This window comes from Faecalibacterium sp. I3-3-33 (assembly GCF_023347295.1).
Classification (GTDB): domain Bacteria; phylum Bacillota; class Clostridia; order Oscillospirales; family Ruminococcaceae; genus Faecalibacterium.
In genome coordinates this window covers 923626-949620 of record NZ_CP094469.1, presented here as the reverse complement: position 1 = coordinate 949620, position 25995 = coordinate 923626, and the positions used below count along the sequence as shown (strand labels likewise).

Sequence of the window (25995 nt, the reverse complement as noted above, 5' to 3'; positions counted from 1 at the left end):
GGCACCCGATTCTGAGTCGGATGCCTCTTATCTTTCTGTGAATACACTTTCACTGGGCGGTCACTTTCTTGTATGGTGACCATGAACTCTGCACGATGTCAATTCCTAGACAACTTTTTTTCAAATACAGATCTTCAATGATGGTGGTTTCATCGTATGCAGCAACTGTGCAGGTGATCCCTGTTCTGCTACTACTCCATCTTTGAGCACCACAATCTTATCTGCACTGGAAACAGTGCGCATCCGGTGGGCGATGATGAGGACGGTTTTATTTTTTTATCAGCCGGGATAAATAGGCTTGTCGGTTTCATAAGGCGCAACCGACATCTCGTAATCGTGCCATTTGTCGCAGCCGCTTTTCGCACGAACAAACGCCTTGTACATCAGCTTCCTCCAGAACGGCTTGTTGCAGTCCACAAATTTCAGCTTGCGGAAAGTTGGAAGAATCAGTTTTTCCTCCATCTCTTCAATTTCACGGAATGTGGTCACATCCCGGCACACATCGTAATAGCACATAATGGCGATGCAGTCGTAGGTGCCGCCTACGCCGTTGTGAAAATTCTTTTTACCGCCGAGGTCGGTGCGCCAGTCGGAGAGAAAGACCGCGTACTGCCGCTGCACCTTTTCCCATACTGTCTCCCACTCTGCTTCCGGATAGTGCAGGGCGATTTTCGCCAGAATTTCCTTTTTGCAGGGTTTGGAATATAGCACATGGCAGTTGCGGTCGAATAGAAGCTCGTTGTCCTTCATCTGATTGCCTCCCTCCTTGTTCTTTCTTGCGTGCATGAGACCATCTCAGATTTAACCCGCTTTTCGACAGACAAACCATGCCATACTTTTCAGATTTCCCATATCCACATCCGCATACATTCCTTCCAGCCGCGCCTTCAGGCTGGAAACCGTCTCGTAGGGCGGCGTGAAGAACCTGGTCCTTTCATAAGGACGAACCAATCCGTCCGCTTATGCTCATGGCCTTCCCTCCGTGTTTCAATCATCACGCGCCCGGTTCCGGTCTCATCTCTTCAAAAAATCCACGATCTTTGCGAAGTCCTCTTTTGCCTCCTTGAAGATCGGCAGCATACAGTAGCAATGCACCATCTTCGGGCGGGCGGACACTGTATAGGGAACCTTTGCCCGTTTGCAGGCCTCCTTAAAGTCCGGCAGCGCACCGTATAGCACCTCATCCGCAGAATAGAAGAAGTGAATATCGCCAACGCCGGTAAAATTCCCCCGGGAGCCGGAGAGCATATAGTCCGGCACATTCTTACAGCCATGCCGCATAAACTTCTCCACCGTCACCATAAAGGCATAATCGATGGAAACGTCTCTTTCATTCAATGCCTTCATCCGCGTTTTTTCGCCATCGTTCCATGGCACTTCGCCGGGTGATACGGCAACGATATGCCGTGGCTGTGGCAACGGCTCCGGCTGCGCATTATTGTGCGCTGCAATCCCCAGAGCCAGTGCGCCGCCGGAGGAAAAGCCGCAGGTGCTGACATTCCCGCCGCCGTAGATTCCGATCATTCTGCGGTAGCATTCATAGACCATTTCGTAGGTTTCGGTGATACAATGCTCCATGCAGAGCGGGTAGAATGGAAACCACACATCGCAGTCGGTTTCACGGCACAGCTTACGCATGACTGGCAGATTGCCCTTGTCCGGGCCGATCACCATACCGCCGCCAAAGAAATAGAGGATGGCGCACTTTGACGGATTCGGATTTTCACGTACGATCAGGCATGGAAAGCCGTTGACTGTAATCGTCTCATAATATGCCTTGTGGTCGGTCGGCGTAAAAACGCCGCGATGTCGGTTCTGCTTTTCAATTTCCATTCGCAGTTCGTTCTCTGGCAGTGTGAAAGACTTTTTCACTCCGGAGAGTCTATACACTGCCCGCAGGATGGATGCAAAAATGCTCATGGCTTTTTTCTCCTCTCATTTCCGCGCTGTAACGCACAGCCATCCCTTTTTATTTTTGTAGCTCTGGATCTTACAAAATCCTGCTTTTTCCAGATACTCTTTCAGTGCAGTATCTGTATAGATGGTCATGCCATCGATGATCTGCGTCCATTTGTCGTCTTTTGTCGTTTCGCCGTTTGCTTCGTTACAGATGAAAAAGATTCCGCCGGGCTTCAGTACTCGATAAACCTCTCTGAAATTCTGTGCAAGCTCCGGCCAGAAATAGACCGTTTCAAAGGCGGTCACCGCATCAAACTGCTCCGCTTCAAACGGCAGCTCTGCCACACTTGCCTGTTGCACGGTACACCGTCCCGCCGCAATGGCTCTGGCATTGACTTTTCGCGCTTTTTCCACGCTGACGGCTGAGTAGTCGATGCCCTGCACCTTGCCTTTGGGACACAGTTTCAACAGCGTTTTAATGTTCGCCCCACCGCCGCAGCCGCAGTCCAGCACCATGGCATCCGGGGCAGGCTGCAAAAAATGCAATCCCCACGCTGCCATTGCACTGTGTCCAAAGTTCATCATGGCAACCATGATCTTCCCGCTAAAGCCTACGGGCTTGCGGGTGTTTTCAAAGAAGGACATATCACACCTCCGATTTCACACATTCCGTATAGGTCAGCGGAAAAGAGGCCTTTAGAACAACACTTTTTCGCACTGTCCAATCATTCTGTTGCAGAAATTTTAGGTATTCTTCACTCGTCCACTTGCTGTGGAGAGGAAAGCCTGCCAGATTCATGAAAAAGGCTTTGATCTTACCGAGAAATGAGTTTTCTGCGTGCGTAAAGGTAGGCGCAATCAGCACACCGTCATCCTTCAGCACCCGTTTGATCTCTCGCAGTGATTTTTCTGGCTGAGGCACAATGTGCAGTGCGTTTGATACGATTACCACATCGAATGATTTGCTCGCGTATGGCAGAGAAAACATATCCTGCACGGAAAAACGCAGCTTCGCAGAGTAATTCCCCCGTTTGGCCTCTGTAATCATTTCCGGAGAGGCATCCGTCGCCTCGATGTGTGCCGCTGCTTTTACGATGTGCCTGGCGATCAGTCCCGTTCCGGTAGCCACCTCCAGCACTGTTTTGTCTTTCACGACCGGACGGATCAGCTCATACATTTTCTCGTATACTGCCCTGTCTTTTCGCATAAAGCAGTCATACAGACCTGCATTTCTGTCCCAGAAATTCTTGTGTTCTCGCATTGCTGTCTCTCCTTTTATAGTTAGTTTTATCTAACCAGCACGCGCACATTTACAAGTTAGGCTCTGCTAATTTCATGCATTTAGGAAAAGCCGCATTTCTGCGGCCTTTCGGCTTATACAAATAGCTTGCTGCAAGCATCACACATCTGCGCTTTCAGCCACTGAGGATAACACCTCTCGATCTACTCCTTATGGAAACAGCCAAAATCTATTTTCACACCATTGCGGTGATTTTTGCCTTCTTATCCATATTATATCGTGCTCACTTTTTTTTTGCAATGGTATAGTATAGTAAGTTTAACAAGAATCCTCCGATTTCGCGTCGGCCTCATAGGCGCACTTTAGTTGTCCTTGCAGGACTACCTACGGTTCGTTTTGATTTTTCAGTGTTCTATACAGCCGAATTTGGGCAAAAAATACCCCGTTAGTTTCCCAACGAGACATCGAAGATGATTCTATTCTGTTTTCTGTATACCATTTGTTGAAATTTGCGCGAGGTTCGGCAGGTAAAACAGCTTATTTCCAGAAAAATCAGTCAACGGCAGAGGCTGCGCAAAGTTTTGCCGCAGCAATTCGGCAAATTCTTTGACGCTGACAGTCGAGTACTTGTGCTCCATCCGATTGAGTTCAAACAAATGCTTATCTGAAAGCATTTTAGCAAACTGTGCCCCATCCATTCTGTCCACCTCGTAGTTGATACTTATTGATACTATATAGTATCAATATATCGATTCTTTATAAAAAAGTCAACCGAAACAGGCCGAACCAACTTTTTTCCATACTCTCCGTCAAAATTCCCGCGGCACAGCCACGAATCACATCTCCATCGGCTTATTCCCCACTTCGTCCAGATACGCATTCAAAAATTCCGCTGCAAGGCTGTTGGGACGGATGTTTTCTCTGGCTTCCTGTGGGGTGAACCACTTGCAGCGGTCCACTTCGTGGTTGATATGCAGCGCCTTTGCGGTTCTGACGAAAGCCGTAAAGTTGCACATCAGCGTGTTGGACGGCTCAAAAAACTTGGTACGGTTGAACCGGAGGTGCTCTACTTCCAACCCGGTTTCTTCCCGGACTTCCCGCACCACGGCGTGTTCTTCTGCCTCACCGCGGTTCACATATCCAGCCACCAGAATATAAGAGGGCTTGCCGTACTGCTGGATGAGCAGAATTTTCCCGGTTTCCTCATCCACAACAATCATGCTGACTGCCACATTGTACATCGGGAACCGGTATTGCTGGCATTTCGGGCAATAAGGCACAATGCCCTCTTCTTCCAGTTCTTTTTCAATCAATGCCGTACCGCATTCAAAGCAATGCTTCTGAATCATTTTTACACTCCAAACACTGTTTTTGTCAGCCGGATACCTGCTGCCGTCTTCATCGTATGTTCCATAAAGGTTCGGATTGCCTGCTGGTCGTACCCGCTTTCGGACGCATTGACGATATAATCTGCCTCAATCAGAATCTGATAGTCAATGCCGTCGATCTGCGCCGGACTATGGTGGTGCCCTACCAGATAGGCCACCCGGTCGATCTGTGCAGCCGTCATACCGGTATCCGCCAGAAACTCCCGCACCAGCGGGTCGCCTTCCTGTTCCTGATAGCTGCCGTTGGTGTTTCCGTATTTCTTGCGGCAGAGCGGACAGGCAATGTCGTGAGTGATTGCCGCCACTTCCAGAATAAACTGAGTCTCCGCGTCCAGCCCTTCCAGCTCCCCGATGGTTTTGGCATAGGTCCACACGCAGCTCAGGTGCGTGATGTCATGGATATTCCCTTCGGAAAAGGCGATCATCTTTTCCATGATCTGTGCAATGGTCATCATTTGTTTCACTCCCGTTTTTAATACTTAAATGTTCACCTTGATAAACGCGAAGTTACAGAACCATTTCTCGTAACCAAAATGTGTATGTGATATTTTCGTATATTCCATCTACGTTTTTTCGGTAAAACACCTGATTCGTAGAGGGTGAATCCAAGGAACCCAAGAATTGCTGGTAGCTGCCAACCTTGATATAATCAAACACATTCATCCAATTTTCCGGCTCAATATCACGTCCAGAGTACAAACAAACCCTCTTTCCCATTTTTGAAGCCTGCTTTGCAAATATTGCTAGCTCTCTGCGACTTTGTGGTGTGTTTTCGCCTTCTCCCAAAAAGCAAACACACGTTGCCTGATAAAAATACAGCTCCAGCAGTTTTTCAAAGAAGTCAATAAGTGGTTCTCCATAATTTGCTTTTCTTAAATCTGGATAGTGACAATTCTGACAGACTTGCTGACATCCTGAAATGTAAATGCAAAGGCTTTGCTCATTAGGAACTTCATATGGACTCAAATCTACTTCTGTGTAATAGATTGATGCCATGGTGCTCCTCCAAATTCCGAGTTGTCGGTTTCAGTATACCATGCCTTCTCCCCACAGAAAAGCATGGCGAAAAACAAAAATGTCCCCGGAGGGCTTGTGCGTATGTTTTTCCAGCGTTTCCAATCTGAATTTCTCAGAACAGAATATCCTCCGGCTTGAACTTATCTTTTTCGGTAATGGGGCGGATCACCTTGCAGGGCACCCCTGCAGCGATGACGCCGGCGGGAATGTCATGAGTGACGACGCTTCCCGCCCCAATAACCGAGCCTGCCCCGATGGTAACGCCGCCGCAGACGGTGGAATTTGCACCGATCCAGACGTTTTCCTCCAGCGTAATGGGTGCCGAGGTGCCAATGCCGTGGCTGCGCTGCTCCGGGTCGATGGCATGACCGGAGCAGGCAAGGCATACGCCGGGGGCAATAAAGGCACCTGCTCCGATGTTTACCGGAGAGGTATCCAGAATGACGCAGTTATAATTGATGACCGCCAAGCCGTGGGTATGGATATTGAAGCCATAGTCACAGTGGAAATCTGGCTCAATGCCGGTCATGGGAGAGCAGGTGCCCAGCAGGGTCTGCAGGATACTGCGCCGCTTTTCCTGTTCGTTAGGAGCGGTGCGGTTGTACTCCCAGCACAGTTGCTTTGCACGGTTCTGTTCCTCCGTGGGGGTGTTTTCATAGCCGCTGACGTAGGCGGCAGGGCGTTTCATAATATCCAGAGCGTTCATCGTGTTTGTCCTTTCCATACAGTGTATTTTCAAGAATTATGCCACATTCTCTGTCGATGTGTGATAGGCTGCTTTTCCTCATTTGTTTGTCCGCTTGATCTTCTCCATCGCTTTGCCCTTAGCCAGCTCATCCACCAGCTTGTCCAAATAGCGGATCTCCTTCATCAGCGGCTCTTCGATGCTCTCCAGCTTTACGCCGCAGATGCTGCCCTTTATGAGCACCCGGTCCGGATTGAGCTGCGGAGCATCTCGAAAGAAATCTCCATACAGCGTTCCATTCTGCACCGCAGCCTCAATTTGCGGGGCGCTGTAACCCGTCAGCCACCCAATAATTTCATCTACTTCTGCCTGCGTCCGCCCCTTGCGGACTGCCTTTGCCACCAGCATAGGATATATTTTTGCAAATGGCATGGAGACGGACCATTCAGGTCGATCTCCGGCAGTATTTTTGTTATCGCCTATTAAAAAAACAGCCGGAACGACTTTCTGCTGCGCTACATCGATGATGCCGTATGTATTCAGTCTGAGTTTTGGAATTTTTCAAAACCAGATCAGCCAAAGCATCTCCTCTGCCTGCCGAGATCCGGCGTTTCAGCTCATCAGACTGCATAGAAACATCTCCTCTCTCTGAAGTTCGATTTTCTCACCTGTGGATCGGTTCTGCCATTATTCTACCACGCCTTGCCGCTGCGGAAAAGATGTCGGGAAACAAAAATGGCCCCGGAGGGCTTGTTACAGCTCTCCGGAGCCATTTTATGTGCGTTGTGCCTTGGCGCAGACTGTCAGCACTCCACTGCCACCTTGATCACGCCGTCCCGTTTCTTTTCAAACAGCTCGTAGCCCTCTGCGATCCGGCACAGGGGGTAGGTGTGGGTGATGAGCGGTTCGGTATCGATCTTGCCTTCTGCGATGAGACGCAGCGTTTCTTCACAATCGCAGCCGTCCACGCCGCCGGTCTTGAAGGTGAGGTTTTTGCCGTACATTTCCGGCAGCGGCAGGGTCTGTGCCTTATCGTACAGCGCCACCACCGTCACAACGGCGTTGGGCCGTGCACACTCCCATGCCAGCCGGAAGGTGGAGTCTGCCCCTGCCACCTCCAGCACCACATCGGCCCCGTCGTGGTCGCTGTGGGCACGCACAAAGGCGGCGCAGTCCTCCGGCTGCACGGTGAGCACCTGCGGGTAGTGCCGACGGATGAACTGCAGGCGGCTTGCGTCCTTTTCACAGACGATGATGCGCTTGGGGCTGTGCAGCATGACGCACAGCAGCGTGCAGATGCCGGTCGGCCCTGCACCGAGGATCAGCACGGTATCCTCGGGGGTGATTTCCGAGATGCGTGCCGCCCAAAAGCCGGTGGCCAGCACATCGCCCACCAGCAGCGCCTGCCGATCGGTAACGCCGTCCGGGATCTTGTTCAGTCCCTGATCCGCAAAGGGCACCCGGACATACTCTGCCTGCCCGCCGTCAATGCGGCAGCCCAGCGCCCAGCCGCCGTTTTGATCGGTGCAGTTGTTCACAAAGCCTTTTTTGCAGAAAAAGCACTCTCCGCAGAAGGTCTCCACGTTCACCGTCACCCGGTCGCCGGGTTTCACATTGGTCACCGCACTGCCCACTTCTTCTACGATGCCCACCATCTCGTGCCCTACCGTGATGCCGGGCACCGCCCGGGGCACGCTGCCGTGCTTGATGTGCAGATCGCTGGAGCAGATACTGGCAAGGGTCACCTTTACAATGGCGTCCCGCTCGTGCTGCATCACCGGCTTTGGTTTTTCCATCAGGGCAAACGTCCCCTTTGAAACATAGGTATAGGTCAGCATGCTTTTTACCTCCATGCGCTTTGATCTTTCCGAACGGAGTATACCGCAAAAGTCAGCCGCTCACCCGGCTCACAGGATATAGTGAGGTACCTCCATAAATTCCGAGTTGCTGTTCTCAGTATACCATGGTTTTCCCTTACGGAAAAGATAGCGAAACAAAAATGCCCCCGGAGGGCTTGTTGCGGCTCTCCGGGGGCATCTTATGTGCGTTGTGCTTTGGCGCACACGACCGGCGTTTTACTCGATCTCGATCAGGTTCGGGTTCTCAGGCAAAGCCTTCGTCTGCTGAGGAGCAGGCAGCTCGACATGCAGGACGCCATCCTCGAACTTTGCGTGGATGTCTTCCTTCTTCACATCGCCCACGTAGAAACTGCGCGCGCAGGTGCCGGAGAAGGATTCGCGCCGCAGATAGCGGCCCTTCTTATCCTTTTCGTCGCTGCTGTGGCTACGCACTGCCTGAATGGTCAGGTAGCCGTCGTTCAAATCCATCTGAACGTCTTCCTTCTTGCAGCCCGGCAGATCAACCGCTACTTCGTAGCCGTTGTCCGTCTGTTTGACATCGGTCTTCATCATGTTTGCACCGCGCTTACCAAAGGTATCACGAGCCTCACGGTTCATCATACGTTCCAGTGCAGCGTCATTCCAGAACGGATCGAAGAAATCATCGAACAGGTTTTCATGGAAAACAGTCGGCATAAGCATAAATCATTCCTCCAATCCCGGCGTTCGGGTCGGGGCAAAAAATCTGAAGCGTCCACTCGGAAAGGCTTTCCGGGGAGCCTTGCGGTTCTCCTTTTGCCCTTCCTCCTGAGCACGCCACTGTTATAGCACTGTTAATTAGCAGTGTCAATAGAAGAGTGCTAAAATTCACAGAAAGATAATTCTTTGATAATCTTTCATGCAATCATAGGCGTTTTTTCAGGCATATGTCAGCCTTAAGTATTTGGCATCCACTCCATTCGCCACCAGCGTAGCAGCGATTTCCTCGAATGTCTTTACTACCTCCATTGCTTTTACCGGAACGACGATTTCGTCCGGCTCTCCTTCCTCTAGGAGACCTTTTGAAAAGCTCATGCCAGGGGTTTTCACTTCGCCAATATTAAAAGCCATCAAGTTCACTTTTCGTCCATCAGATGCCTCAAAATCAAAAAAATTCATAACTCCATCAAACACATCTGGCGACTCAAGTTCTTTACTGTCATAATCCAATATATGCGTATGTTCTGAAACGATTGATTTGATTTTATCCACTTCTGCCTTTTCCAGTTGCAGTCCTTGTGTATTTTCTCTGTTCTCCTGACATTGAACGAAGCCATCTTCTGACACGGACACACGGCAAAGCGGCAAACCCCAGGCATTTGCCAGCAAATAATCAAAAACGATGTTTTCTCTCATCCGAATCTCCTTATCCTTCCACCTTCTGGATCACCGCACCCAGCCATCGGCACAGGGTATCGCCTGCCTGATTTGCGATCTCCAGCACGCGGGCGTGGCTATGCTTGACCGTCTGGATGCCGGTGGCCATGTTAGTGATGCAACTGACGGCCAGTACCTTCATGCCCATGTAGTTGCAGACCATGGTTTCCGGCACGGTGCTCATGCCCACGGCATCGGCTCCCATCCCCGCAAAGGCGCGAATTTCAGCCGCCGTTTCATAGCAAGGGCCCATAAAGCCCATGTAAACGCCCTCCTTGTAGGCAATGCCCAGTTCATCGGCGGTCTGCTTGGCAAGGTTCCGCAGTTCCAGACTGTAAGGTTCGGTCATGTCCGGGAAGCGGGGGCCGAAGCGCTCATCGTTGGGGCCAATGAGGGGGTTCGTGCCCATCATGTTGATGAAGTCGGTAATGAGCATCAGGGTGCCCGGCGCAAACTCCCGGTTGATGCCGCCGCAGGCGTTGGTCAAAACCACCTTTTCCACGCCCAACAGCTTGAACACATAGAACGGGTAGCAGACTTCCTTCATAGAGTAGCCTTCATAAAAGTGGAACCGTCCTTCCAGCGCATAGACCTCTTTCTCGCCCAGCTTGCCAGCCAACAATGCGCCTTTGTGTCCTGCCACCGTGGATACCGGGAAGTTTGGGATATCCTTGTAGGACAGTTCTTCCGTGTCCGTAAAGTCCGCGGTCAGCTTGCCAAGGCCGGAGCCCAGCACCACCGCGATCTTCGGGCGCTTTTTCGTGTGCGTCTTGATATATTCCGCACTTTCCAGTGCCTTTTCATAAAGATGTTCCATACCGTTCTCTCCTTTTCCCAAAAAATTCGATATACCCTCTGGGTTCAGTATATCGGATTTTTCAGGCCGATGCAAGACGCCCTTCATCGAGTCTTATTAAAAACCAAGGAGCAGATACTTCACATCACGAGTGTGTTGTATCTGCTCCTTGGTTCTCCGAATGTCTTATCTCTGGCCGATGTTCCACCGAAACAGCTCATATCCTTCCCGGATATCCTCCGGCAGACGTTTCAAAGTCTCGTCCCGCAGTTCCTGCGGCATCCCGTAAAAGGCTTCGGCAATGCCGCCGGTGATACAGGCAAGGGTGTCGCTGTCGCCGCCCAGAGAGACCGCATTGCGAAGTGCATCCTCAAAACTGACGCTTTCCAGAAAAGCAATGATTGCTTCCGGCACAGTTTCCTGACAGGTCTCCACATGATGATAGGTCGGCCGAATTTCATCGCAGGTACGGTTCAGGTCATAACCGAAGGTCTGCTCCACATATTGTTTGATTTCCGGCTTGCTGTGGCCGGTACGGGCCAGAAAAATCACTGCCGCCGTGGCCTGCGCGCCTTTGATGCCCTCCGGGTGGTTGTGGGTGACTTCAGCGGTCACTTTTGCCATTTCCAATGTTTTGTCCAGCGTGTCGAACAGCCAGCCTGCTGCCGACACCCGCATAGCCGAGCCGTTGCCGAAACTGCCATAGGGCTTCGGATTTTCTGCGTGCAGCCACCGGCGGAACATCCCGCCGTAACCGGCATGGGGATATTCACAGCCCCAGAACCGCATTTCATGCTGCACTGCACAAAATGTTCTCTCCGGCAGACCCTTTCCGTCAATCAGACCAACTGCCACCGCAACGGTCATGACCGTATCATCGGTGAAGTGCGATTTCTCGCTCAGCAGCGGAAAATCCTTGTGCTTGTAATTGTTGTGGTCAAATTCATAGGGACTGCCCACGATGTCACCCAAGATTGCTCCTAACATGGCTGTTTCCTCCCTTACCTATGATGCCGCTTCTGGAAATCAGCTTCGATTTGTTCTTTCCACTCTGCACCGACGGATGCCGGGCAGACTGCCTGCCGCATCCGGCAGACCGTTTCGCTGACCACATGGTAGTTGACCGCCACGCCCTGCGCATCGTTCTCGAACCGCACCGCCCGGTCTGCCCCGATGCCGAAGCGGGCGGCCTCCTGCACAGCGTCCATGTTGGCACCGAGGAACAGGAACTCCCAGCCGTATTGCTCTTTTTCCCGCTTGATCATCCGGCGGATCTTCTCATAGCTAAACCGCTTGCTGGCGTTTTCCAGTCCGTCGGTGGTGATGACAAAGATGACCTTTTCGGCACGCTCGTCCTCCGGCAGATGGCGCTGGATATTCACCATCTTTTCCACGCCGTAACCAATGGCATCCAGCAGGGCCGTGCAGCCACAGACGTAATAGTCCTTTTCGGTCAGCGGTGCAACAGCCTTCAGCGGGAAACGGTCGTGCAGCAGCTGCACCTCGTGGTCAAACAGGATGGTGGTCACGTTGGCTTCGCCTTCCTGCTCCTTCTGCCGGGTCAGCATGGCGTTGAACCCGCCGATGGTATCCTGCTCCAGCCCGCCCATGGAACCGCTGCGATCCAGAATGAAAACAAGCTCGGTAAGATTTTTCTTCACAACAATGCCCTCCGTTTTGTGGTGTATCGCTTTCGTTGGCAAAAGGATACCACAAACCGGAGGGCAAAAGGTCAACGGGCAGGCGACAAATCACGCACCCAGCTGTTCCTGATCGTATTCAAACAATAGCGTATTGACCTGATTGATGTTATAGATTTTGTGTTCCAGACAATACCGCACGATCCAGTCCCGCTTGGAGCCATCCGAAAAGGCATAGCCCGCGCTCTTGAGCAGGTCGATGGTTTCATCTTCGGACAGGTGCAGCCCAACCGCAAAGGCCAGCACCGTTTTCTTTTTGGGGTTGTAGTCGCGATTGCACTGAATTTTGGAGAAATGCTGCCGGGAGATGTTGGACTGCTTGTACACGGTGGAGTCCTTCAGCCCCCGCTCATCAATGAGCCGCAGCAGCCGGGTGGTGAAGCTTTCACCGAGATTATCCATCAAGCTTTCCAGACTGCGGGCTGTCCTGGGTGCCGCGGCGGGTGCCGGAACTGCACCTAGCATCGGCAGGGCAGCATCTTCTTCCAGCTGCTTCCGCCGCTCTGACAATTCCCTGCGCCGACGGCCAAATCCGTAGCTTTCATCGTTCTGTGCTACATAGTGGTCGTCAATGTACTCCTCCACCGAGGCGAACAGCTTCCGGCTCACGGCCAGCGAGCCCCGGTCGTAAAGCACCAGATACACGGTCAGGTCGTGCTCCATGACGTACTGTGTGATGGTATCCACCGCAATGCGGAAGGCCTGTTCTTTGGGGTAGCCATAGTTCCCGCTGGACAGCAGCGGGAAAGCCACGCTTTCGCAGTGGTACTTTGCGGCTAATTCCAATGCGGAGTGGTAGGCACTGGCTAATTGTTCTGCTTCGCCGAACCCGCCGCCATGCCATACCGGACACACCGCATGGAAGATATACTTTGCAGACAGCCCGAACGCCGGGGTACACACGGCCCTGCCCAAATCGCAGTGCCCAATGGCTTCACAGGCGGCGGTCAGCTGCTGCTCCCCTGCCGCCTGATAGATGGCACGGCTGGTGCCGCTGCCCTGCAAAAGGTTCCGGTTGGCCGGGTTGACAATGGCATCCGCCGCCACCTTGGTGATGTCGTTGCGGATCATCAGAAACGGCATGGTGGTTCCTCCCTCATGTGGTTTTCTTCATCCTATCACATCCGGCGGGACGGTGCAAGGGTTGCTCTTGTTTCCTGTCCGCGCAGCTATTATAATAATAGGTACCGAAAGAAGGTGAGCTTCCTGCACGACATCTGGAATCCATGGCACGGCTGCATCAAGTGCAGCGAGGGCTGCCAGAACTGCTACATGTATTTTCTCGACCGGATGCGGGACCAGAACGGGGCCGAGATCTACAAAACGAAAAGCGGCTTTTCCTACCCGCTCCAGAAAGACCGCACCGGACACTACAAAATCCAGAGTGGTGAGCAGATCCGGGTCTGCATGACCTCGGATTTCTTCTTGGAAGAAGCCGACTCGTGGCGGGCTGAGGCGTGGGACATCATGCGCCAACGCAGCGATGTGGTGTTTTTTCTGCTCACCAAACGGCCGCAGCGGGTACGGGAGTGCCTGCCGCCGGACTGGGGCAGCGGTTGGGACAACATCTTTTTCAACGTCACCTGTGAAAATCAGCGCCGTGCCGATGAGCGCATTCCCGTCCTGTTCGACCTGCCCTTCAAGCACAAGGGCATCATGTGCGCGCCCTTCATCGGGCCAGTAAGCATCCGGCAGTACCTTTCCGCCGGGCAGATCGAGCAGGTCATCTGCGGCGGCGAAAACTATGATGGTGCCCGCCCCTGCAATTTCGATTGGGTCAAGTCTCTCCGGCAGGAATGCGTGGATGCCAACGTAACATTCTGCTTTATCGAGACCGGCACCGTGTTCATCAAGGACGGTAAACGCTACCACCTGCCCAGCAAGCAGCTGCAAAGCCGGATGGCCTGTAAATCCGGCATGAATTTTCAGGGCAGGCCCATTCATTTTGATCTCGTGGACGACTGGGGCTACCCCATCCCGCAGGAAGATCTCTATGTGCCCCATTTCCGCGCAAACTGCGAGACCTGCGGCAGCAAGTTGATCTGCAACGGCTGCAGTGACTGTGGAAAATGCTTATAAAATAAAGGAGTTCTATCCCGACCATTTTCCTGCAAATCACAGGAGAATGGCCGGGGCTTTCTTTCGTATTCCGTAAATCAGCACTCAATACAAATGGAACTTATGGCTGATCTGGTGTGCAATTTCATCCGGCAGCGGGCGGAACCCGATGCAGGTCAGAGTCATGCCCTCGCCGTTTTCATCAAATTCTTCCGGTTCCAGCTCGGTGTGGCAGGCATCCCGGATGAGGAAGAAGTCTTTGTTTTCCACAAGGCCCAATTCCTCGGCAATTGTTTTTGCTTTCAGCAGTTGATTGCGGTTCTTTGCCCCGCAGATAGTTTTGGTAAAAGAGCCATCGAACCACTCTTCGTAAGTTGCTTTATCCAACATGATTTCTGCCCGATAGCCGGTAATTTCTCCGTTTTTCTCAATGGGTTCCACGCCCTGTCCCATGCCGATGGGGTCGGTGAGGAATGCCAGCGAAGCGTGGCAGCACTGCGCCGCCAGCTTACCGGGAGACATCTGCAGGTCTTTTCGGGCAATGATGAGTTGACGCATTTTTTCTCCTTCTTACGACAGCTTGATCTTCAAATCTGCCAGCAGATTCACCGCTTCCGGCAGGGAAAATTTCGCATCCTTCAGGCGGCTGCCCAGAATGTCCACCTTATAACCGGCGGCATCCCGGAAATCCGCCTTGCGCAGGTCACACTGGTAGAATTCCGTTTCGTGAAGTTCCACACCCTTGAAATTCGCCAGCTGCATCTCGCATTTGGCAAACATGGAGCCGGCAATTTCGTTGCCGTCCGAAAAGTCGAAGCGGTTGAAGTTCATTTCGGTGAAGGTGTTATATTTCAGACTGCACTCTTTCAGCGTGTGGATAGGGTCCGGGAAGGCACCATTGGACATCAGCGGTGCCCACTCGATTTCATTCAGGCGGCAGTCCTCAAAATCCAGCGACTGCACCGAGGAATGGGTACTGCGCAGACCTGTGATCTCACACCGCACGAATTTGCACTCGTTCAGCGTGGTATGATCCAGTTCGCACTTGGTAAAAGAGCAATCCGCAAATACGCAATCGGTAAAGTCGCAGTCCTCAAAAGTCTCCTCGGTGAACGACAGGTCAGCAAACCGTTCACCTTCACAATAACGCTCTGTCATAAAATTCTCCTGTCAGCGCAGTTCTTCCAACAAGGCCGTGCAGCCTTCCAGCACATCCTGCCAAGTGGCCTCAAAGTCCCCGGTATATCGCTGCAAATCAGTCTGATTGACATTTTCCGTCCTCATTTTTCAAGATAATTTTAGGCAATTCCCCGGCATCCAGAACACGGATGCCTTCGTCCATCAGCATCTTGGCAAAAACGCCCTGTCCGGGAATCTTTGTCCCGGAAAACGTTCCATCGTAAATTTCCTTCACGCCGCAGCTGGGGCTGCGGGATTGCAGAATGGCAAGCTCCACCCCATTTTCTTTTGCGATGGCAAGGGCCTTGGCTGCGCCCGCTCGGAACTCCCGGTCCACATTGATGCCCTCTTTGTTCGTGACAACGCCCTGCACGATTTCCGCCGGGCACCGCGGTGTGGGCAGGCCGCCCAGCACCTCCTGGCAGACCGGAACCACCTGATGCCCCCGCGCAAAATCGCAGACCGCCTGATTGTAATTGTTTCCGCCGCTGTATTTGCAGTTTTCGCCCAGCAGGCAGGCGCTGACCAGAATCTTCATTGTTGCACGCTCCGTTTTTCAGATACTGAATCTTTTCCCTATTCTACCACGCTTTTGGGCATTGAAAAAGAGGATTTTGCTTTTCCTATCCTCATACCGGGAGGTCCGCCGTAATCTTTTCTAATTCCTGTGCAAGAAACGTCAGTCTTTCCCTCAGATGGTTGTTATGCGGTGCATCTCCGTTCAGCAGATAGTCCGTTCTGACATTCAGGCAGGACGAAAGATCCTGCAGCAACTCAATCGAGCAGCAGCGGCTTCCCGTTTCAACTTTTGCAAGATGGTTCGCACTAACGTTCAGCATTATACTCAACTGTTCCTGTGTAATCCCCTTCTTTTTCCGCAAATCGCGGATACGTCCGCCGAATTCTTTTGCATCAAATCGCATTGTTCAATCCTTTCCTTTGCGCCGAAAACACAAACAGGCCGAGACTCCTTTTCCGAGTCCCGGCCTGTTTTCAGCTTGAAAATGCACAATGACCGCGACTCGATGGAGCTGCTCTTGTGAGCAGCTCACGGAGTATTTTTTCCGTCAAGTCCTTTTTTGCGGTGGAACGTGACAAATTCACACAACAAACTCACAAGAATGAATATCTGCACTCGAATTACACATATTTCACTATAAACTCGTTTCAAAACATCAATATGTCTTAGTTTGCAGCGCAACCATATCAAATTTTCTACGTTTTTCACAGGTCTCATTTTCACGATTCCACGCAAAAAATTGAACGCTGTCAGCGTTTAACAAACGCATATAGTGTGCCTACTCATTTTATCCATCCCATTTATACACAGTTCCGAACCAAAAGAACCGCATAAAGTTCTCATCAAAAAACAGGGAGTGACATCAAATCACTCCCCGTTTGCATTGATTGTATCAGAGTTTCGTCATCCAGAGCCCATGCAGATTGCAGTATGCGTAAACGGCCACCGGCTTTTCACTTCCCAGTTCAAACACCGCGTTGGGAGCCTGCCCCGGATTCAGATAGCGGATCTGCCCGCCGTTCTCAGTCTCCACAAAAATCCACTGAATATAGTGAACATCCGCCATGGGGTGCTCCACCGCGCCCACTGTGACCGTGAGACGACTGCCGGAAAGCTCTGCCACCGGCAGATGCTTCTCGCCGCTGGCTTCCACCGTATTGGGAACCAGCTCTTTCATCTTCTCCCCGCAGCAGACCAGCGGAACGCCTGCGTTATGGATGGTAGTGACGAGGTTGCCACAGTGATTGCAGATGTAAAACTTTGCCTTCATATCGAAATCCTCCATTGGAATGTTATCGGTGTGTTTCTTGTATCTATATGATAACATTTCCTATTTATGATTTCTGTAACTGAATCACGCAAAGCGTTTTTGGGCTCACTTGCAATAAATCTCAATGGCTTTCTGCGCAAATTCTGCGGCACCGGCACCGCCGGCAGCATTGATGTTTTCCGTAAATGCTCCGCCTGCCCCATACATCTGCCCCAGCTGATTCAAGATCACCTTGGAACAGTTGTAGTAGTGCTCTGTGATAAACTCCTGCAGCTTCTTCACCTGTGCCTGCACTTCAGAGTCCGCCGGGTCTTTGCTCTGCATCCCGCCGAATGCCGCCACGATGTCCATCAGTTGACTGCTCATGTCCTTGACTTCTTTCTCGGTCTTATGGGCAGTTTTTTCCTCAAACTCTTTGTATTCCGGCGTTTCGCCCCATTCCTTTTTGGCCTGCTCGGTATACTTCTTGATCTTCTGCGTATCAAATGCGGTAAAGTCCATAACCATTCCTCCTGTGGTTCGAATTTTCTGCGCAAGGCCGATCAGATCTTCAAGATGCTGCTTTTTCAATGTCAGAAGTGTGATCTGCTGTTCCAGTGCTTTCTGCCGGTCAAAAGCAGGATTCTCCACGATTTTCTGGATGTCCTTCAGCGGAAATTCCAGTTCCCGGAACAATAAGATCTGCTGCAAACGTTCCAGCGCGGCATCGTCATACAGCCGATAGCCTGCTTCGGTACGGCCCGCCGCGCGCAGCAGACCGATTTTATCGTAATATTGCAGGGTCCGGATGCTCACTCCGGTCCGCTTACTCACTTCGTTCACTGTCATCATCTTGCTGTCCTCCCTTGCGACAGCCACAGTATACGCTATGACGCTGCGTCAGGGTCAAGAGGTTTTCTGAAAAATTTTTCAGCCTTCCCGCTGCTCCATGATTTCCAAGCTGTCACGCCCCACACGGCAGAGCAGAAACAGCACCCGCACACCTGCGGCCTTTGCTTCGGCCAGTGCCGTACCAAACTCCGGCTGTGTGCTGACATTTGGCCGCACCTCGGTGATGCCTTCCATCTGAATCACGAAAGCCACTGCGCACCGATACCCTGCCTGCTGTGCCTGCGCCAGCTCGTGCAGGTGCTTCACACCCCGCTCGGTGGGTGCATCCGGGAAATAGCCGATACCGTCCACTTCCAGTGTGCAGCCCTTGACTTCCATCAGATACTTTTGCTCGCCCTTTTCCATATAAAAGTCGATGCGGGACTTGCCATAGATGAATTCCGGCTTGATATAGTCGTAGCCCTGTTTTGCAAGCCACTCTCCTACTGCCTTGTTGGGTGCCTGACTGTCCATGTTGACCCAACCAAGCCCCTGCTTATGTACCGCCACAAGGTCGTATTTTGTTTTGCGTTTCGGGTTATCTGACACTTCCAGCCGCACCGCCGTACCGGGCAGCAGCAGTTCCTTGCACCGCCCGGTGTTCTTGACATGGACGGTTTCCACTGCTCCATTCACTTCCACATGGGCAATAAAGCGGTTGGGACGGTCAACAAAAATGCCGTCTGCGATTTCTCTGTATTTCAATGTTTACTCCATTTTTGTCTGATACACCTGCGCCGTCCGGGCATCAAAGCAGCAGAAAATGACCCTCATATCGTAGTCGACGTGGCTTTGCAGCCAATCTGTCACTGTATCCACCGCAATTTGGGTGGCGGCATCCAGCGGGTAGCCATACACGCCGGTCGAAATTGCCGGGAACGCAATGCTATGGACATCATGCTCTTTGGCAAGGTTCAGCGAATTGCGGTAGCAGTCCGCCAGCTGCGCGGCATCCTCTGCTGTGCCGGAATAAATCGGGCCTACCGTATGAATGATATACTTTGCTCTCAACCGGTAGCCCTTGGTGATTTTTGCTTCGCCGGTGCGGCAGCCGTGTAGCGTACGACACTCCGCCAACAATTCCGGCCCTGCTGCCCGGTGGATGGCACCATCCACACCGCCGCCACCCAGCAGACTGCGATTGGCCGCATTTACGATGCAGTCACAGTCCAGTTTGGTAATATCACCCTGCACCACTTGAATCTGATTTTTGACTTTTTCAGAAATCATTGTAAACACCTCACTTTTTGAGCAGCTCCAGCGCCTTGTCCATGGGCACACAATCGGCATAGCGGTCCGGCCAGAGGAATTCATTGTAATAGCGGTAGCTCTGCTCCCCTGTCATGTACTCGTTGTCCTGCGTGGAATTTGCATAGGCAGGAACGATCATGTGCAGGCCATGCTCAAAGCCTGCCTCCACCGTTGCATTGATGCAGAAGTCGGTCATGATGCCGCAGACCATCACATCTTTTTCGCCCTTTTCCGTCAGATATTCCAGCAGACCGCTTTCTTTTTTGAACGCACTGCATACGGTTTTGACGAACCGTTTTTCAGTCAGCAGCGACGCAAACCCGGAATAGACCTCAAATTCATCGTCTCCGATGGAAAAGCCTGTACCGGGCCCATCGTCATGCTGGACATAGACGACCTCGATTCCCTGTTCGCGGGCAGTCCGGATCAGTTTCCTGATGTTGCTGACAAACTTTTCAAACGCATACAGGCGTTCATCCACGATACCTTTCTGTGTATCCACAACCAGTAAAACCATGTGTAAGCCCTCCTGTTTTTCTTTGATTTCATGCTACCATAGACCGCCGTTTTCTACAAGCAGATTCGAAAAATTTACTTCTTCCAAAGCCTGTCTGATGGGTTTGTTATGGCTCCCCATCGCCGCAGCAGTCCACAGGCGGTTTTGAAAGATAAATCTCCTTCATTTTCTGCTTAACGGCAGCAATAAAAAAGACCCCCGCAGCGTATGATTTGACGCCGCGGGGTTTCTCAATTGTTCGGTTTGTATTGCAGCACCTTCTGGGAGAACGTCCGATCGAAGAACTGGATGAAGGGCCCAAGGCAGAACGCACAGATCAAGGTGCCAAGGCCCACAAGGCCACCCAGCAGCCAGCACAGCAGGGCGCTGAGCGCATCGGTGAAGATGCGGCACCCGAAGTACGGGCAGGGTGTGTAGTCCCGCAGACCGAGGGAAAGGTAATCGTAGGGCGCGATGCCGAGGTCGGCGGTCTGGTAGAGCGAAGCGCCCAGCGCCGTGACCAGCACCGCCGCGATGACCCACGCCAACTGCACCGCCAGCGACGGCGCGTCGCCGAAGTGGGCGTGAATGGGGTCATAGAACGCCGTGACGATGTACCCGATGCAGATGCCGTTGACGAAGGTGCCAAGGCCGATGTACTTGCGCCCGAACCAGAATTCCAGCAGGAAAAACAGGATGTTCGTGCACAGGTTCTGGGTGCCCAGCGAGATGCCGAGCAGCTCCGCCAGCCGCATGTTCAGGGCGCTGATGGAGTCGTTGCCGAGGTGGGACTGCTTGAAAAGCGCAATGCCAAGGGCGATGATGACGATGCCCGCCACCATGCCCACCACCCGCCGGGCAGTCGGTTTGCGCAATGCGGTGCCGTTCATAGGGGATTCTCCTTTAGCGTTTCTTTTCCCCTATTATACGCCTACTTTGGGCGGGAGACAAACTATTTATGGAAAGATACAACGATATACGGGGGATCCACCTTTACCCCTTTAATCTCACCTCAATCCGTTCTTTCTCCAGCCCCTCCCCGATCACGATGAGCACTTCCTGCCCCTTGGGGATAGCGTTTGCCGTCAGGCCGTCGGCGGTGGCGTTCAGCTCCACCCAGCCGTTCTTGTCCTGTACGAAGCCTTTCGCCCGCAGCACATGGCCGCACGCGGTGTCGGTGAAGAGGGCCGGGATATTCTGTTCAAGCTGCTGGCACGAGAGGCCCAGCTCCAAAAAGTAGGCCGAACCAGAGGCCCTATGCGGTTGGCGTTACCCGCTTCTAATTATAGCAAAAGGAGGTTCTTTTTCTACCGTTTCGACGCTACGGCTCTTTTCTTCCACAAGCATAGCCTGTGGTTTTCTCTATGAAGCAAGACCACCAGCCGGAAACGGCTGGTGGTCTTTTTTGTGCTTAATCCTCTGTAATGCCGAGATATTGGTCAATCTCCATGATGCTTTCTCCACTGATCTCAACCAGATCTTCAAAGGGCACCACGGTGTCGCCCACTTGCAAGGTGCGGAACACCGGGTCGATGCGGTCTGCTTTTCCGGTCAGGGTGATGTAGTTGCCCACCGCCGGAACCTCCGGGTGGGTAGTGTCCTCCTTGAAATACCGTACCGTAATGGTCATACCCTTCGTAACCTGCATCAGCCGATCGGACAGAGCCGACATTTCTTCCTCGGTCAGAATGCGCTTGGTCACACGCTCGGTGCGCTGCTTTTCTGCGGCAAGCTGCTCGTCATAGCCCCGCAGCGGAGAGAAGGGCGAAAAGATTTTGGCACGGTTCTGAAGGGTCATGCGGGGGTGCTTGCGAAGGGATTCTTTGGTCTGGGGGCGTTCCATCTCCAGGATATCCCCGTACTTTTGGGCGGCCTCCCGCCCGATCTTGCTATTTTTGTAGTTTTCCATCCGAACCTCCTGCGCTGTGACCACCAATCTGCGCATTGCGCTGGCGCATGGTGGCACCTTCCTCGTAGCTGCTGGCTTTCAGTACGGCATTTTTGCCGTACTTGTTCTTGATGCCCAGCATGGCTTGCTGGAGTTTTTTCTCCTTTTCCAGCTTCTTGGTGTCGGTAAAAAAGTCCACCTGATAGATGCCCTCGTCCTGGGTGACCTTGTTGGCGTTGAGGGTGATGCGCCGCACCGTCAGCGCAGGGTTAGTAATGCGCTCAAACAGCTTTGCGCTTTCGTTGATGATGGTGCTGCCCAGATTGGTAGGAGCATCGAACCGGACGGTGCCGTGTGCCGCTTTGGGGATGATTCTGCCGTAGCGGTCGGTCTGGGTCAGACCACGGTAGCCGCCCTTGTCCACGTTCTCCCGGTCGTAGCCCACCTCCAAGGTGATGGATTCCGTCACCAGTTTCTTTTCGGTAAGCCGGAACATCAGAATTTCCGCCATCTCCCGGACGATGAGTTTTGCTTTATCGTTGGGGTAGGGGCAGGTCAGCACCTGTCCCTCACTGATGCTGTTGGTGCTGGGCTTGTAGCTTTTGATCTCAGCCATACCGCAGGGCTCATAGCCCCATGCGTGGTCGATGAGAATTTCTGCATCCACGCCGAAAATCTCATACAGACGATCTTCTCCGTGGATGGAAAACCGTGCCAAATCCCCCATGGTGTAGATGCCGTGGGCTTCCAGCCGCTTGACGGTGCCGGGGCCAGTCATCCAGAAATCCGTCAGCGGTCTGTGGTTCCACAGCAGATACCGGTAGGACTGCTCGTCCAACTCCGCAATGCGGACACCATCCTTGTCCGCCGGGATGTGTTTTGCCACAATGTCCATGGCCAGCTTTGCAAGGTAGAGGTTGGTGCCGATGCCTGCCGTTGCGGTGATGCCGGTGTTGTACAGCACCTCCCGCACCATGGTCATGGCAAGCTCGTGGGCGCTCATATGGTAGTAGGGCAGATAGCCCGTCACATCAATAAAAACCTCGTCAATGGAGTAGGGGTAGATATCCGCCGGGGACACATATTTGAGGTAGGTCTTGTAGATCTGGGTGGAAACGTCCAGATATCGCTGCATCCGGGGCGGCGCAACGATGTAGCTCAAGCCCAGCGCCGGGTCTGCATTCAGGGCATTGGCATCAAAAGAGGTGCTGGCAAAGTGGTATTTTCCCTCCTCTCCCCGGACTGCCTTGTGCTGCCAGATGGCAGTTTGCAGCCGCTGAGCGTTGACCTCTTTCACCCGCTGAACGGCTTCAAACAGCCGTGCTCTGCCGGGTATCTTGTAGGCTTTCAGGGAGGGCGACACTGCAAGGCAAATGGTCTTTTCGGTGCGGGAGGCATCTGCCACCACCAGATTCGTGGTCAGGGGGTCAAGATGGCGGTCTACGCACTCCACCGAGGCATAGAAACTTTTCAGGTCGATTGCCAGATAGGTGCGTTTCTTTCCGTCCATTACCTCTTTTCCCCCTATTGTTTTGGTTCGTTTTGCGCAATTTTTGCCCGTGTTTAACAACTTTTTATTTTATTATAGCAGTTCCGCCGGTTGTTTTCAAGTGTATTCTAATTATCCTATCTTGTTTTCAGACAACATTGCCCGTATAATAGAAAGCAATCCCTGCAAAATCGCTTACGCCGCTTTACACAAGGAGTTTTTCATGGATCCACGAAAATATCTGGTCATGATAAAAGGGACAGATCAGACAAGCTCTGTTGCCAATTTCCAGCTTCATGATAGAACCTGTGAGATTTCTTATCTCAGTGCGCCTCATAAGATTTATCGCTTTCAGAGCAGCAATGTAGAAGTTTTTTCTTTGCAAAAGCGGCTTGATCCGGCACGGTTTATCGTCACCGTAAACGGCCAGTCGATTCATGGCATCGATGAGCTTCTGGATTTTGGCGCGTATTACCGCATTCTCCGCAAAGGTGCAAAAGATCAGTTGCTCCGCAGCAGCGAAGTCCAGCTCCAGCAGAATTGCCTTTCCGACAGCAAAAATGAAGAAATCTTCCAGTACTTCAAAGAAGCTGCCACGGCAATCAGTCTTGTGGCGGAAAACGGCGTCAACATTCTGAGTGCGCAATACAACAAAATCCAGAAAGTCAGCAAGGATACCGTGCTGGCGAGCTATCTCGATCCTCAAACGGAGGTAGAAGCGCCCCAGATACCGGATTCGATCATTTATCCGTTCGGTCTGAACCAAAGTCAGAAACTGGCGGTTGAACGTGCACTTTCTTCCAAAATCAGCATCATCCAAGGCCCTCCGGGCACTGGAAAAACGCAGACCATCCTGAACATCATTGCCAACGTTATCCGAAGCGGACAGACCGTCGCGGTCGTTTCCAACAACAACTCCGCCACACACAATGTTGCAGAAAAACTGGAAAGGAAAAATGCTGCATTTCTGACCGCATTTCTTGGCAGCATGGCCAATAAGCAGAAATTTCTGGAAGATCAGACAGACACTTACCCGGACATGAAAGACTGGGAAATCACCGAGGAAGAACGCGCTCAACTCTGTCAGCAGACCACTGCTCTTTCTGCCGAACTGAATGAAATGCTCAACGCCAAGAACCGCATCGCAGCCATTGAGCAGGAACTTTTGCAGCTGAATCCGGAGCAGCACTATTTTGAGGAGTACTATGCAACATACCACGATCTTCCAACTGAGAATCTAAACAGCCTGTCTTCCCAGAAGATCCTTGCCCTTTGGACAGAATTTGAACAGCACGCAGAACGTCACAATCGCCTTGGGCTTCTACAAAAGCTTTCCATCCTGTTCCGGTTCAACCTCAATGCACTCAGGCTGTTTCTTCGCTCTCCGGAGCTGGTCATCCCGTATCTGCAGCACCAGTTCTATTCCGCAAAAAAGCGGGAGCTTGAAAATGAGAAGTCCGAATTGAATCGCAGATTGGAGTATTACTCTTTCGACGCAAAAATGGACGAACTTGCCCAGAAGTCTCTGCAGCTGTTCCGTGCAGAACTGGCGGCTCGTTATCCATGGAAAAGCAGCCGGAAACGTTTTGACATGGCTGATTTTCGCGGGGACTCCGCAGCATTCACACGGGAATATCCCGTGGTGCTCAGCACGACCTATTCCATCAAAGGAACTCTGAGCACCGACCACATCTACGATTATCTGATCGTAGACGAAGCATCTCAGGTCGATCTTGCTACCGGCGTTCTTGCATTCTCCTGTGCGCGGAATATCGTGATCGTCGGCGATCTGAAACAGTTGCCAAATGTACTGACAGAACATGACATCCGCACCAGCGATGCCATCTGGAAAAAGTATTCTCTTGAGGAACGGTATCACTTTTCCACCCACAACCTGCTCTCCTCCGCGCTGGAAACATGGCAGACCGCGCCTGTCACGCTACTGCGAGAACACTACCGCTGCCACCCGAAAATCATCAATTTCTGCAACCAGAAATTCTATCACGGTCAGTTGATCGTCATGACAAAAGATCATGATGAGCTGGATGTGCTGGCCCTGTATCGGACCGTTGCGGGAAACCACGCGCGGGGACACATCAATCAACGTCAGATCGACGTCATCCGGCAGGAAGTTCTTCCGAGGCTGAACCAGCACAACCATCAGAGCATCGGCGTCATCACACCCTATCGGGATCAGGTAAATGCACTCCACCTCCAGCTAGGGGACGCCTGTGTTGTCGATACTGTCCACAAATTTCAGGGACGCGAGCAGGATGCCATTATCCTGACCTCCGTGGACAACGTGATCACCGATTTTGTAGACGATCCGCATATGCTGAATGTCGCCGTTTCCCGCGCAGTTCATTCGCTGACGGTCATTACATCGCAAGACCCGCGCAATGACCGGACAAACTATGGTGATCTGGCGCGCTACATCGAATACAACAATTTTGAAGTCATCCAAAGTCAGGTCTACTCCGTGTTCGACATGCTGTATCAGGGATATGCCGAGCAGCGCAAAACATATCTGCAAAAGCACAAACGGATTTCAGAATATGACTCTGAGAATCTGATGTATGCCGTTATTCAGGAGGTGCTCTCGGAGGAAGCGTTTTCCTCCATCGGCTGTACCATCCATGTTTCTCTTGCAACGCTGATTAAAAACTACGGGTCTTTGACGGAGGACGAGCAGAAATATGCCCGTAACCCGCTGACTCACATTGATTTTCTGTTATTCCGTCAGATGGACAAACAGCCTGTTCTGGCCATTGAAGTGGACGGAACCAGTTTCCACGAAGATGGAAGTAAACAGGCAGAACGGGATGAAAAGAAGAACCATATCATGGACAAATGCGGCGTTTCTCTGCTGCGTCTCCGGACAGACGGAAGTGGAGAACGCGAAAAGATCCGGGCAGCATTGCAGGCGATCCTGCTAATTAAAAACCCTGTATGACAGCAAAACGACGGTGCAATCATAAGATGATTGTGCCGTCGT

Annotated in this window: 32 protein-coding genes; 2 read left to right on the top strand and 30 right to left on the bottom strand. The window is 52.1% G+C overall.

Annotation, left to right across the window (positions count from 1 at the left end):
* Window positions 1–279 precede the first annotated feature (279 nt).
* From MTP39_RS04610 to MTP39_RS04530, 17 genes are all read right to left on the bottom strand, one after another.
* The gene (locus tag MTP39_RS04610; RefSeq protein ID WP_249241617.1) at window positions 280–750 is read right to left on the bottom strand and encodes a hypothetical protein; all 471 of its coding nucleotides are present in this window, start codon (window positions 748–750) and stop codon (window positions 280–282) included.
* A gap of 264 nt (window positions 751–1014) precedes the next feature.
* Window positions 1015–1920 carry an alpha/beta hydrolase gene (locus MTP39_RS04605; protein WP_249241616.1) on the bottom strand — a complete coding sequence of 302 codons (906 nt, stop codon included), beginning with the start codon at window positions 1918–1920 and terminating at the stop codon, window positions 1015–1017.
* A 15-nt stretch (window positions 1921–1935) separates the two neighbouring features.
* Window positions 1936–2544 (bottom strand): class I SAM-dependent methyltransferase, encoded by a 609-nt coding sequence (locus MTP39_RS04600; RefSeq protein ID WP_249241615.1) that lies wholly within the window; start codon window positions 2542–2544, stop codon window positions 1936–1938.
* A 1-nt stretch (window position 2545) separates the two neighbouring features.
* Window positions 2546–3160, bottom strand: a complete 615-nt coding sequence (locus MTP39_RS04595; RefSeq protein ID WP_249241614.1) for a class I SAM-dependent methyltransferase — start codon at window positions 3158–3160, stop codon at window positions 2546–2548.
* Window positions 3161–3615: 455 nt separating this feature from the next.
* Entirely contained in the window at window positions 3616–3837 is a 222-nt protein-coding gene (locus tag MTP39_RS04590) for a hypothetical protein (RefSeq protein ID WP_249241613.1), read from the bottom strand.
* Between the two features lie 138 nt (window positions 3838–3975).
* Window positions 3976–4488: an NAD(+) diphosphatase gene (locus MTP39_RS04585; RefSeq protein WP_005922551.1), complete on the bottom strand. Its 513-nt coding sequence runs from the start codon at window positions 4486–4488 to the stop codon at window positions 3976–3978.
* 2 nt (window positions 4489–4490) lie between these two features.
* Window positions 4491–4982, bottom strand: coding sequence for an HD domain-containing protein (locus tag MTP39_RS04580; RefSeq protein ID WP_249241612.1), 492 nt, complete (start codon window positions 4980–4982; stop codon window positions 4491–4493).
* A 52-nt stretch (window positions 4983–5034) separates the two neighbouring features.
* The gene (locus MTP39_RS04575) at window positions 5035–5523 is read right to left on the bottom strand and encodes a hypothetical protein (protein ID WP_118528181.1); all 489 of its coding nucleotides are present in this window, start codon (window positions 5521–5523) and stop codon (window positions 5035–5037) included.
* Window positions 5524–5656: 133 nt separating this feature from the next.
* Window positions 5657–6250, bottom strand: a complete 594-nt coding sequence (locus tag MTP39_RS04570; RefSeq protein ID WP_081458334.1) for a sugar O-acetyltransferase — start codon at window positions 6248–6250, stop codon at window positions 5657–5659.
* Between the two features lie 78 nt (window positions 6251–6328).
* Window positions 6329–6661 (bottom strand): DUF2200 domain-containing protein, encoded by a 333-nt coding sequence (locus tag MTP39_RS04565; protein WP_097778286.1) that lies wholly within the window; start codon window positions 6659–6661, stop codon window positions 6329–6331.
* A 371-nt stretch (window positions 6662–7032) separates the two neighbouring features.
* Window positions 7033–8067, bottom strand: coding sequence for an alcohol dehydrogenase (locus tag MTP39_RS04560; RefSeq protein ID WP_249241611.1), 1035 nt, complete (start codon window positions 8065–8067; stop codon window positions 7033–7035).
* A gap of 237 nt (window positions 8068–8304) precedes the next feature.
* On the bottom strand, window positions 8305–8769 hold the full coding sequence (locus MTP39_RS04555) for an Hsp20/alpha crystallin family protein (RefSeq protein WP_249241610.1): 465 nt from the start codon (window positions 8767–8769) through the stop codon (window positions 8305–8307).
* 216 nt (window positions 8770–8985) lie between these two features.
* Window positions 8986–9462 carry a hypothetical protein gene (locus tag MTP39_RS04550; RefSeq protein WP_249241609.1) on the bottom strand — a complete coding sequence of 159 codons (477 nt, stop codon included), beginning with the start codon at window positions 9460–9462 and terminating at the stop codon, window positions 8986–8988.
* 10 nt (window positions 9463–9472) lie between these two features.
* The gene (locus tag MTP39_RS04545) at window positions 9473–10300 is read right to left on the bottom strand and encodes a purine-nucleoside phosphorylase (RefSeq protein ID WP_249241608.1); all 828 of its coding nucleotides are present in this window, start codon (window positions 10298–10300) and stop codon (window positions 9473–9475) included.
* 165 nt (window positions 10301–10465) lie between these two features.
* A complete protein-coding gene (locus tag MTP39_RS04540; RefSeq protein WP_249241607.1) occupies window positions 10466–11266 on the bottom strand; it encodes an ADP-ribosylglycohydrolase family protein in 801 nt (266 codons plus the stop codon).
* Between the two features lie 14 nt (window positions 11267–11280).
* Window positions 11281–11940 (bottom strand): vWA domain-containing protein, encoded by a 660-nt coding sequence (locus tag MTP39_RS04535; RefSeq protein WP_249241606.1) that lies wholly within the window; start codon window positions 11938–11940, stop codon window positions 11281–11283.
* 90 nt (window positions 11941–12030) lie between these two features.
* On the bottom strand, window positions 12031–13062 hold the full coding sequence (locus MTP39_RS04530) for a macro domain-containing protein (protein ID WP_249241605.1): 1032 nt from the start codon (window positions 13060–13062) through the stop codon (window positions 12031–12033).
* A 114-nt stretch (window positions 13063–13176) separates the two neighbouring features.
* On the opposite strand from MTP39_RS04530, the gene MTP39_RS04525 reads away from it, so the two are divergent.
* On the top strand, window positions 13177–14058 hold the full coding sequence (locus MTP39_RS04525) for a DUF5131 family protein (RefSeq protein WP_442899412.1): 882 nt from the start codon (window positions 13177–13179) through the stop codon (window positions 14056–14058).
* A gap of 84 nt (window positions 14059–14142) precedes the next feature.
* Here MTP39_RS04525 and MTP39_RS04520 read toward each other — a convergent pair whose 3' ends face one another.
* From MTP39_RS04520 to MTP39_RS04460, 13 genes are all read right to left on the bottom strand, one after another.
* Window positions 14143–14595: an aminoacyl-tRNA hydrolase gene (locus tag MTP39_RS04520; RefSeq protein WP_249241604.1), complete on the bottom strand. Its 453-nt coding sequence runs from the start codon at window positions 14593–14595 to the stop codon at window positions 14143–14145.
* Window positions 14596–14607: 12 nt separating this feature from the next.
* Window positions 14608–15195 (bottom strand): pentapeptide repeat-containing protein, encoded by a 588-nt coding sequence (locus MTP39_RS04515; protein WP_249241603.1) that lies wholly within the window; start codon window positions 15193–15195, stop codon window positions 14608–14610.
* 97 nt (window positions 15196–15292) lie between these two features.
* Window positions 15293–15754 carry a DUF523 domain-containing protein gene (locus MTP39_RS04510; protein WP_249241602.1) on the bottom strand — a complete coding sequence of 154 codons (462 nt, stop codon included), beginning with the start codon at window positions 15752–15754 and terminating at the stop codon, window positions 15293–15295.
* Between the two features lie 91 nt (window positions 15755–15845).
* On the bottom strand, window positions 15846–16139 hold the full coding sequence (locus MTP39_RS04505) for a helix-turn-helix domain-containing protein (protein ID WP_249241601.1): 294 nt from the start codon (window positions 16137–16139) through the stop codon (window positions 15846–15848).
* A gap of 489 nt (window positions 16140–16628) precedes the next feature.
* The gene (locus tag MTP39_RS04500; protein ID WP_055185761.1) at window positions 16629–17006 is read right to left on the bottom strand and encodes a desulfoferrodoxin family protein; all 378 of its coding nucleotides are present in this window, start codon (window positions 17004–17006) and stop codon (window positions 16629–16631) included.
* Window positions 17007–17111: 105 nt separating this feature from the next.
* Window positions 17112–17837: a MerR family transcriptional regulator gene (locus MTP39_RS04495; protein ID WP_249241600.1), complete on the bottom strand. Its 726-nt coding sequence runs from the start codon at window positions 17835–17837 to the stop codon at window positions 17112–17114.
* 78 nt (window positions 17838–17915) lie between these two features.
* Window positions 17916–18581, bottom strand: coding sequence for a DNA/RNA nuclease SfsA (gene sfsA / locus MTP39_RS04490; protein ID WP_249241599.1), 666 nt, complete (start codon window positions 18579–18581; stop codon window positions 17916–17918).
* Between the two features lie 3 nt (window positions 18582–18584).
* Entirely contained in the window at window positions 18585–19106 is a 522-nt protein-coding gene (locus MTP39_RS04485; RefSeq protein ID WP_249241598.1) for an O-acetyl-ADP-ribose deacetylase, read from the bottom strand.
* Between the two features lie 10 nt (window positions 19107–19116).
* On the bottom strand, window positions 19117–19644 hold the full coding sequence (locus tag MTP39_RS04480; protein WP_249241597.1) for an isochorismatase family protein: 528 nt from the start codon (window positions 19642–19644) through the stop codon (window positions 19117–19119).
* Window positions 19645–19874: 230 nt separating this feature from the next.
* Window positions 19875–20513: a YczE/YyaS/YitT family protein gene (locus MTP39_RS04475; protein ID WP_097771470.1), complete on the bottom strand. Its 639-nt coding sequence runs from the start codon at window positions 20511–20513 to the stop codon at window positions 19875–19877.
* A gap of 103 nt (window positions 20514–20616) precedes the next feature.
* Complete coding sequence (locus MTP39_RS04470; RefSeq protein WP_249241596.1) at window positions 20617–20781, bottom strand: GTP-binding protein; 165 nt, start codon at window positions 20779–20781, stop codon at window positions 20617–20619.
* A 253-nt stretch (window positions 20782–21034) separates the two neighbouring features.
* On the bottom strand, window positions 21035–21532 hold the full coding sequence (locus tag MTP39_RS04465; protein WP_249241595.1) for a hypothetical protein: 498 nt from the start codon (window positions 21530–21532) through the stop codon (window positions 21035–21037).
* Entirely contained in the window at window positions 21513–23021 is a 1509-nt protein-coding gene (locus tag MTP39_RS04460; RefSeq protein WP_249241594.1) for a Y-family DNA polymerase, read from the bottom strand. The genes MTP39_RS04465 and MTP39_RS04460 overlap by 20 nt, the downstream gene beginning before the upstream one ends.
* Window positions 23022–23223: 202 nt before the next feature.
* Here MTP39_RS04460 and MTP39_RS04455 point away from each other — a divergent pair, with 202 nt between their 5' ends.
* Complete coding sequence (locus MTP39_RS04455; protein ID WP_249241593.1) at window positions 23224–25953, top strand: AAA domain-containing protein; 2730 nt, start codon at window positions 23224–23226, stop codon at window positions 25951–25953.
* The last annotated feature ends 42 nt before the right edge of the window (window positions 25954–25995 follow it).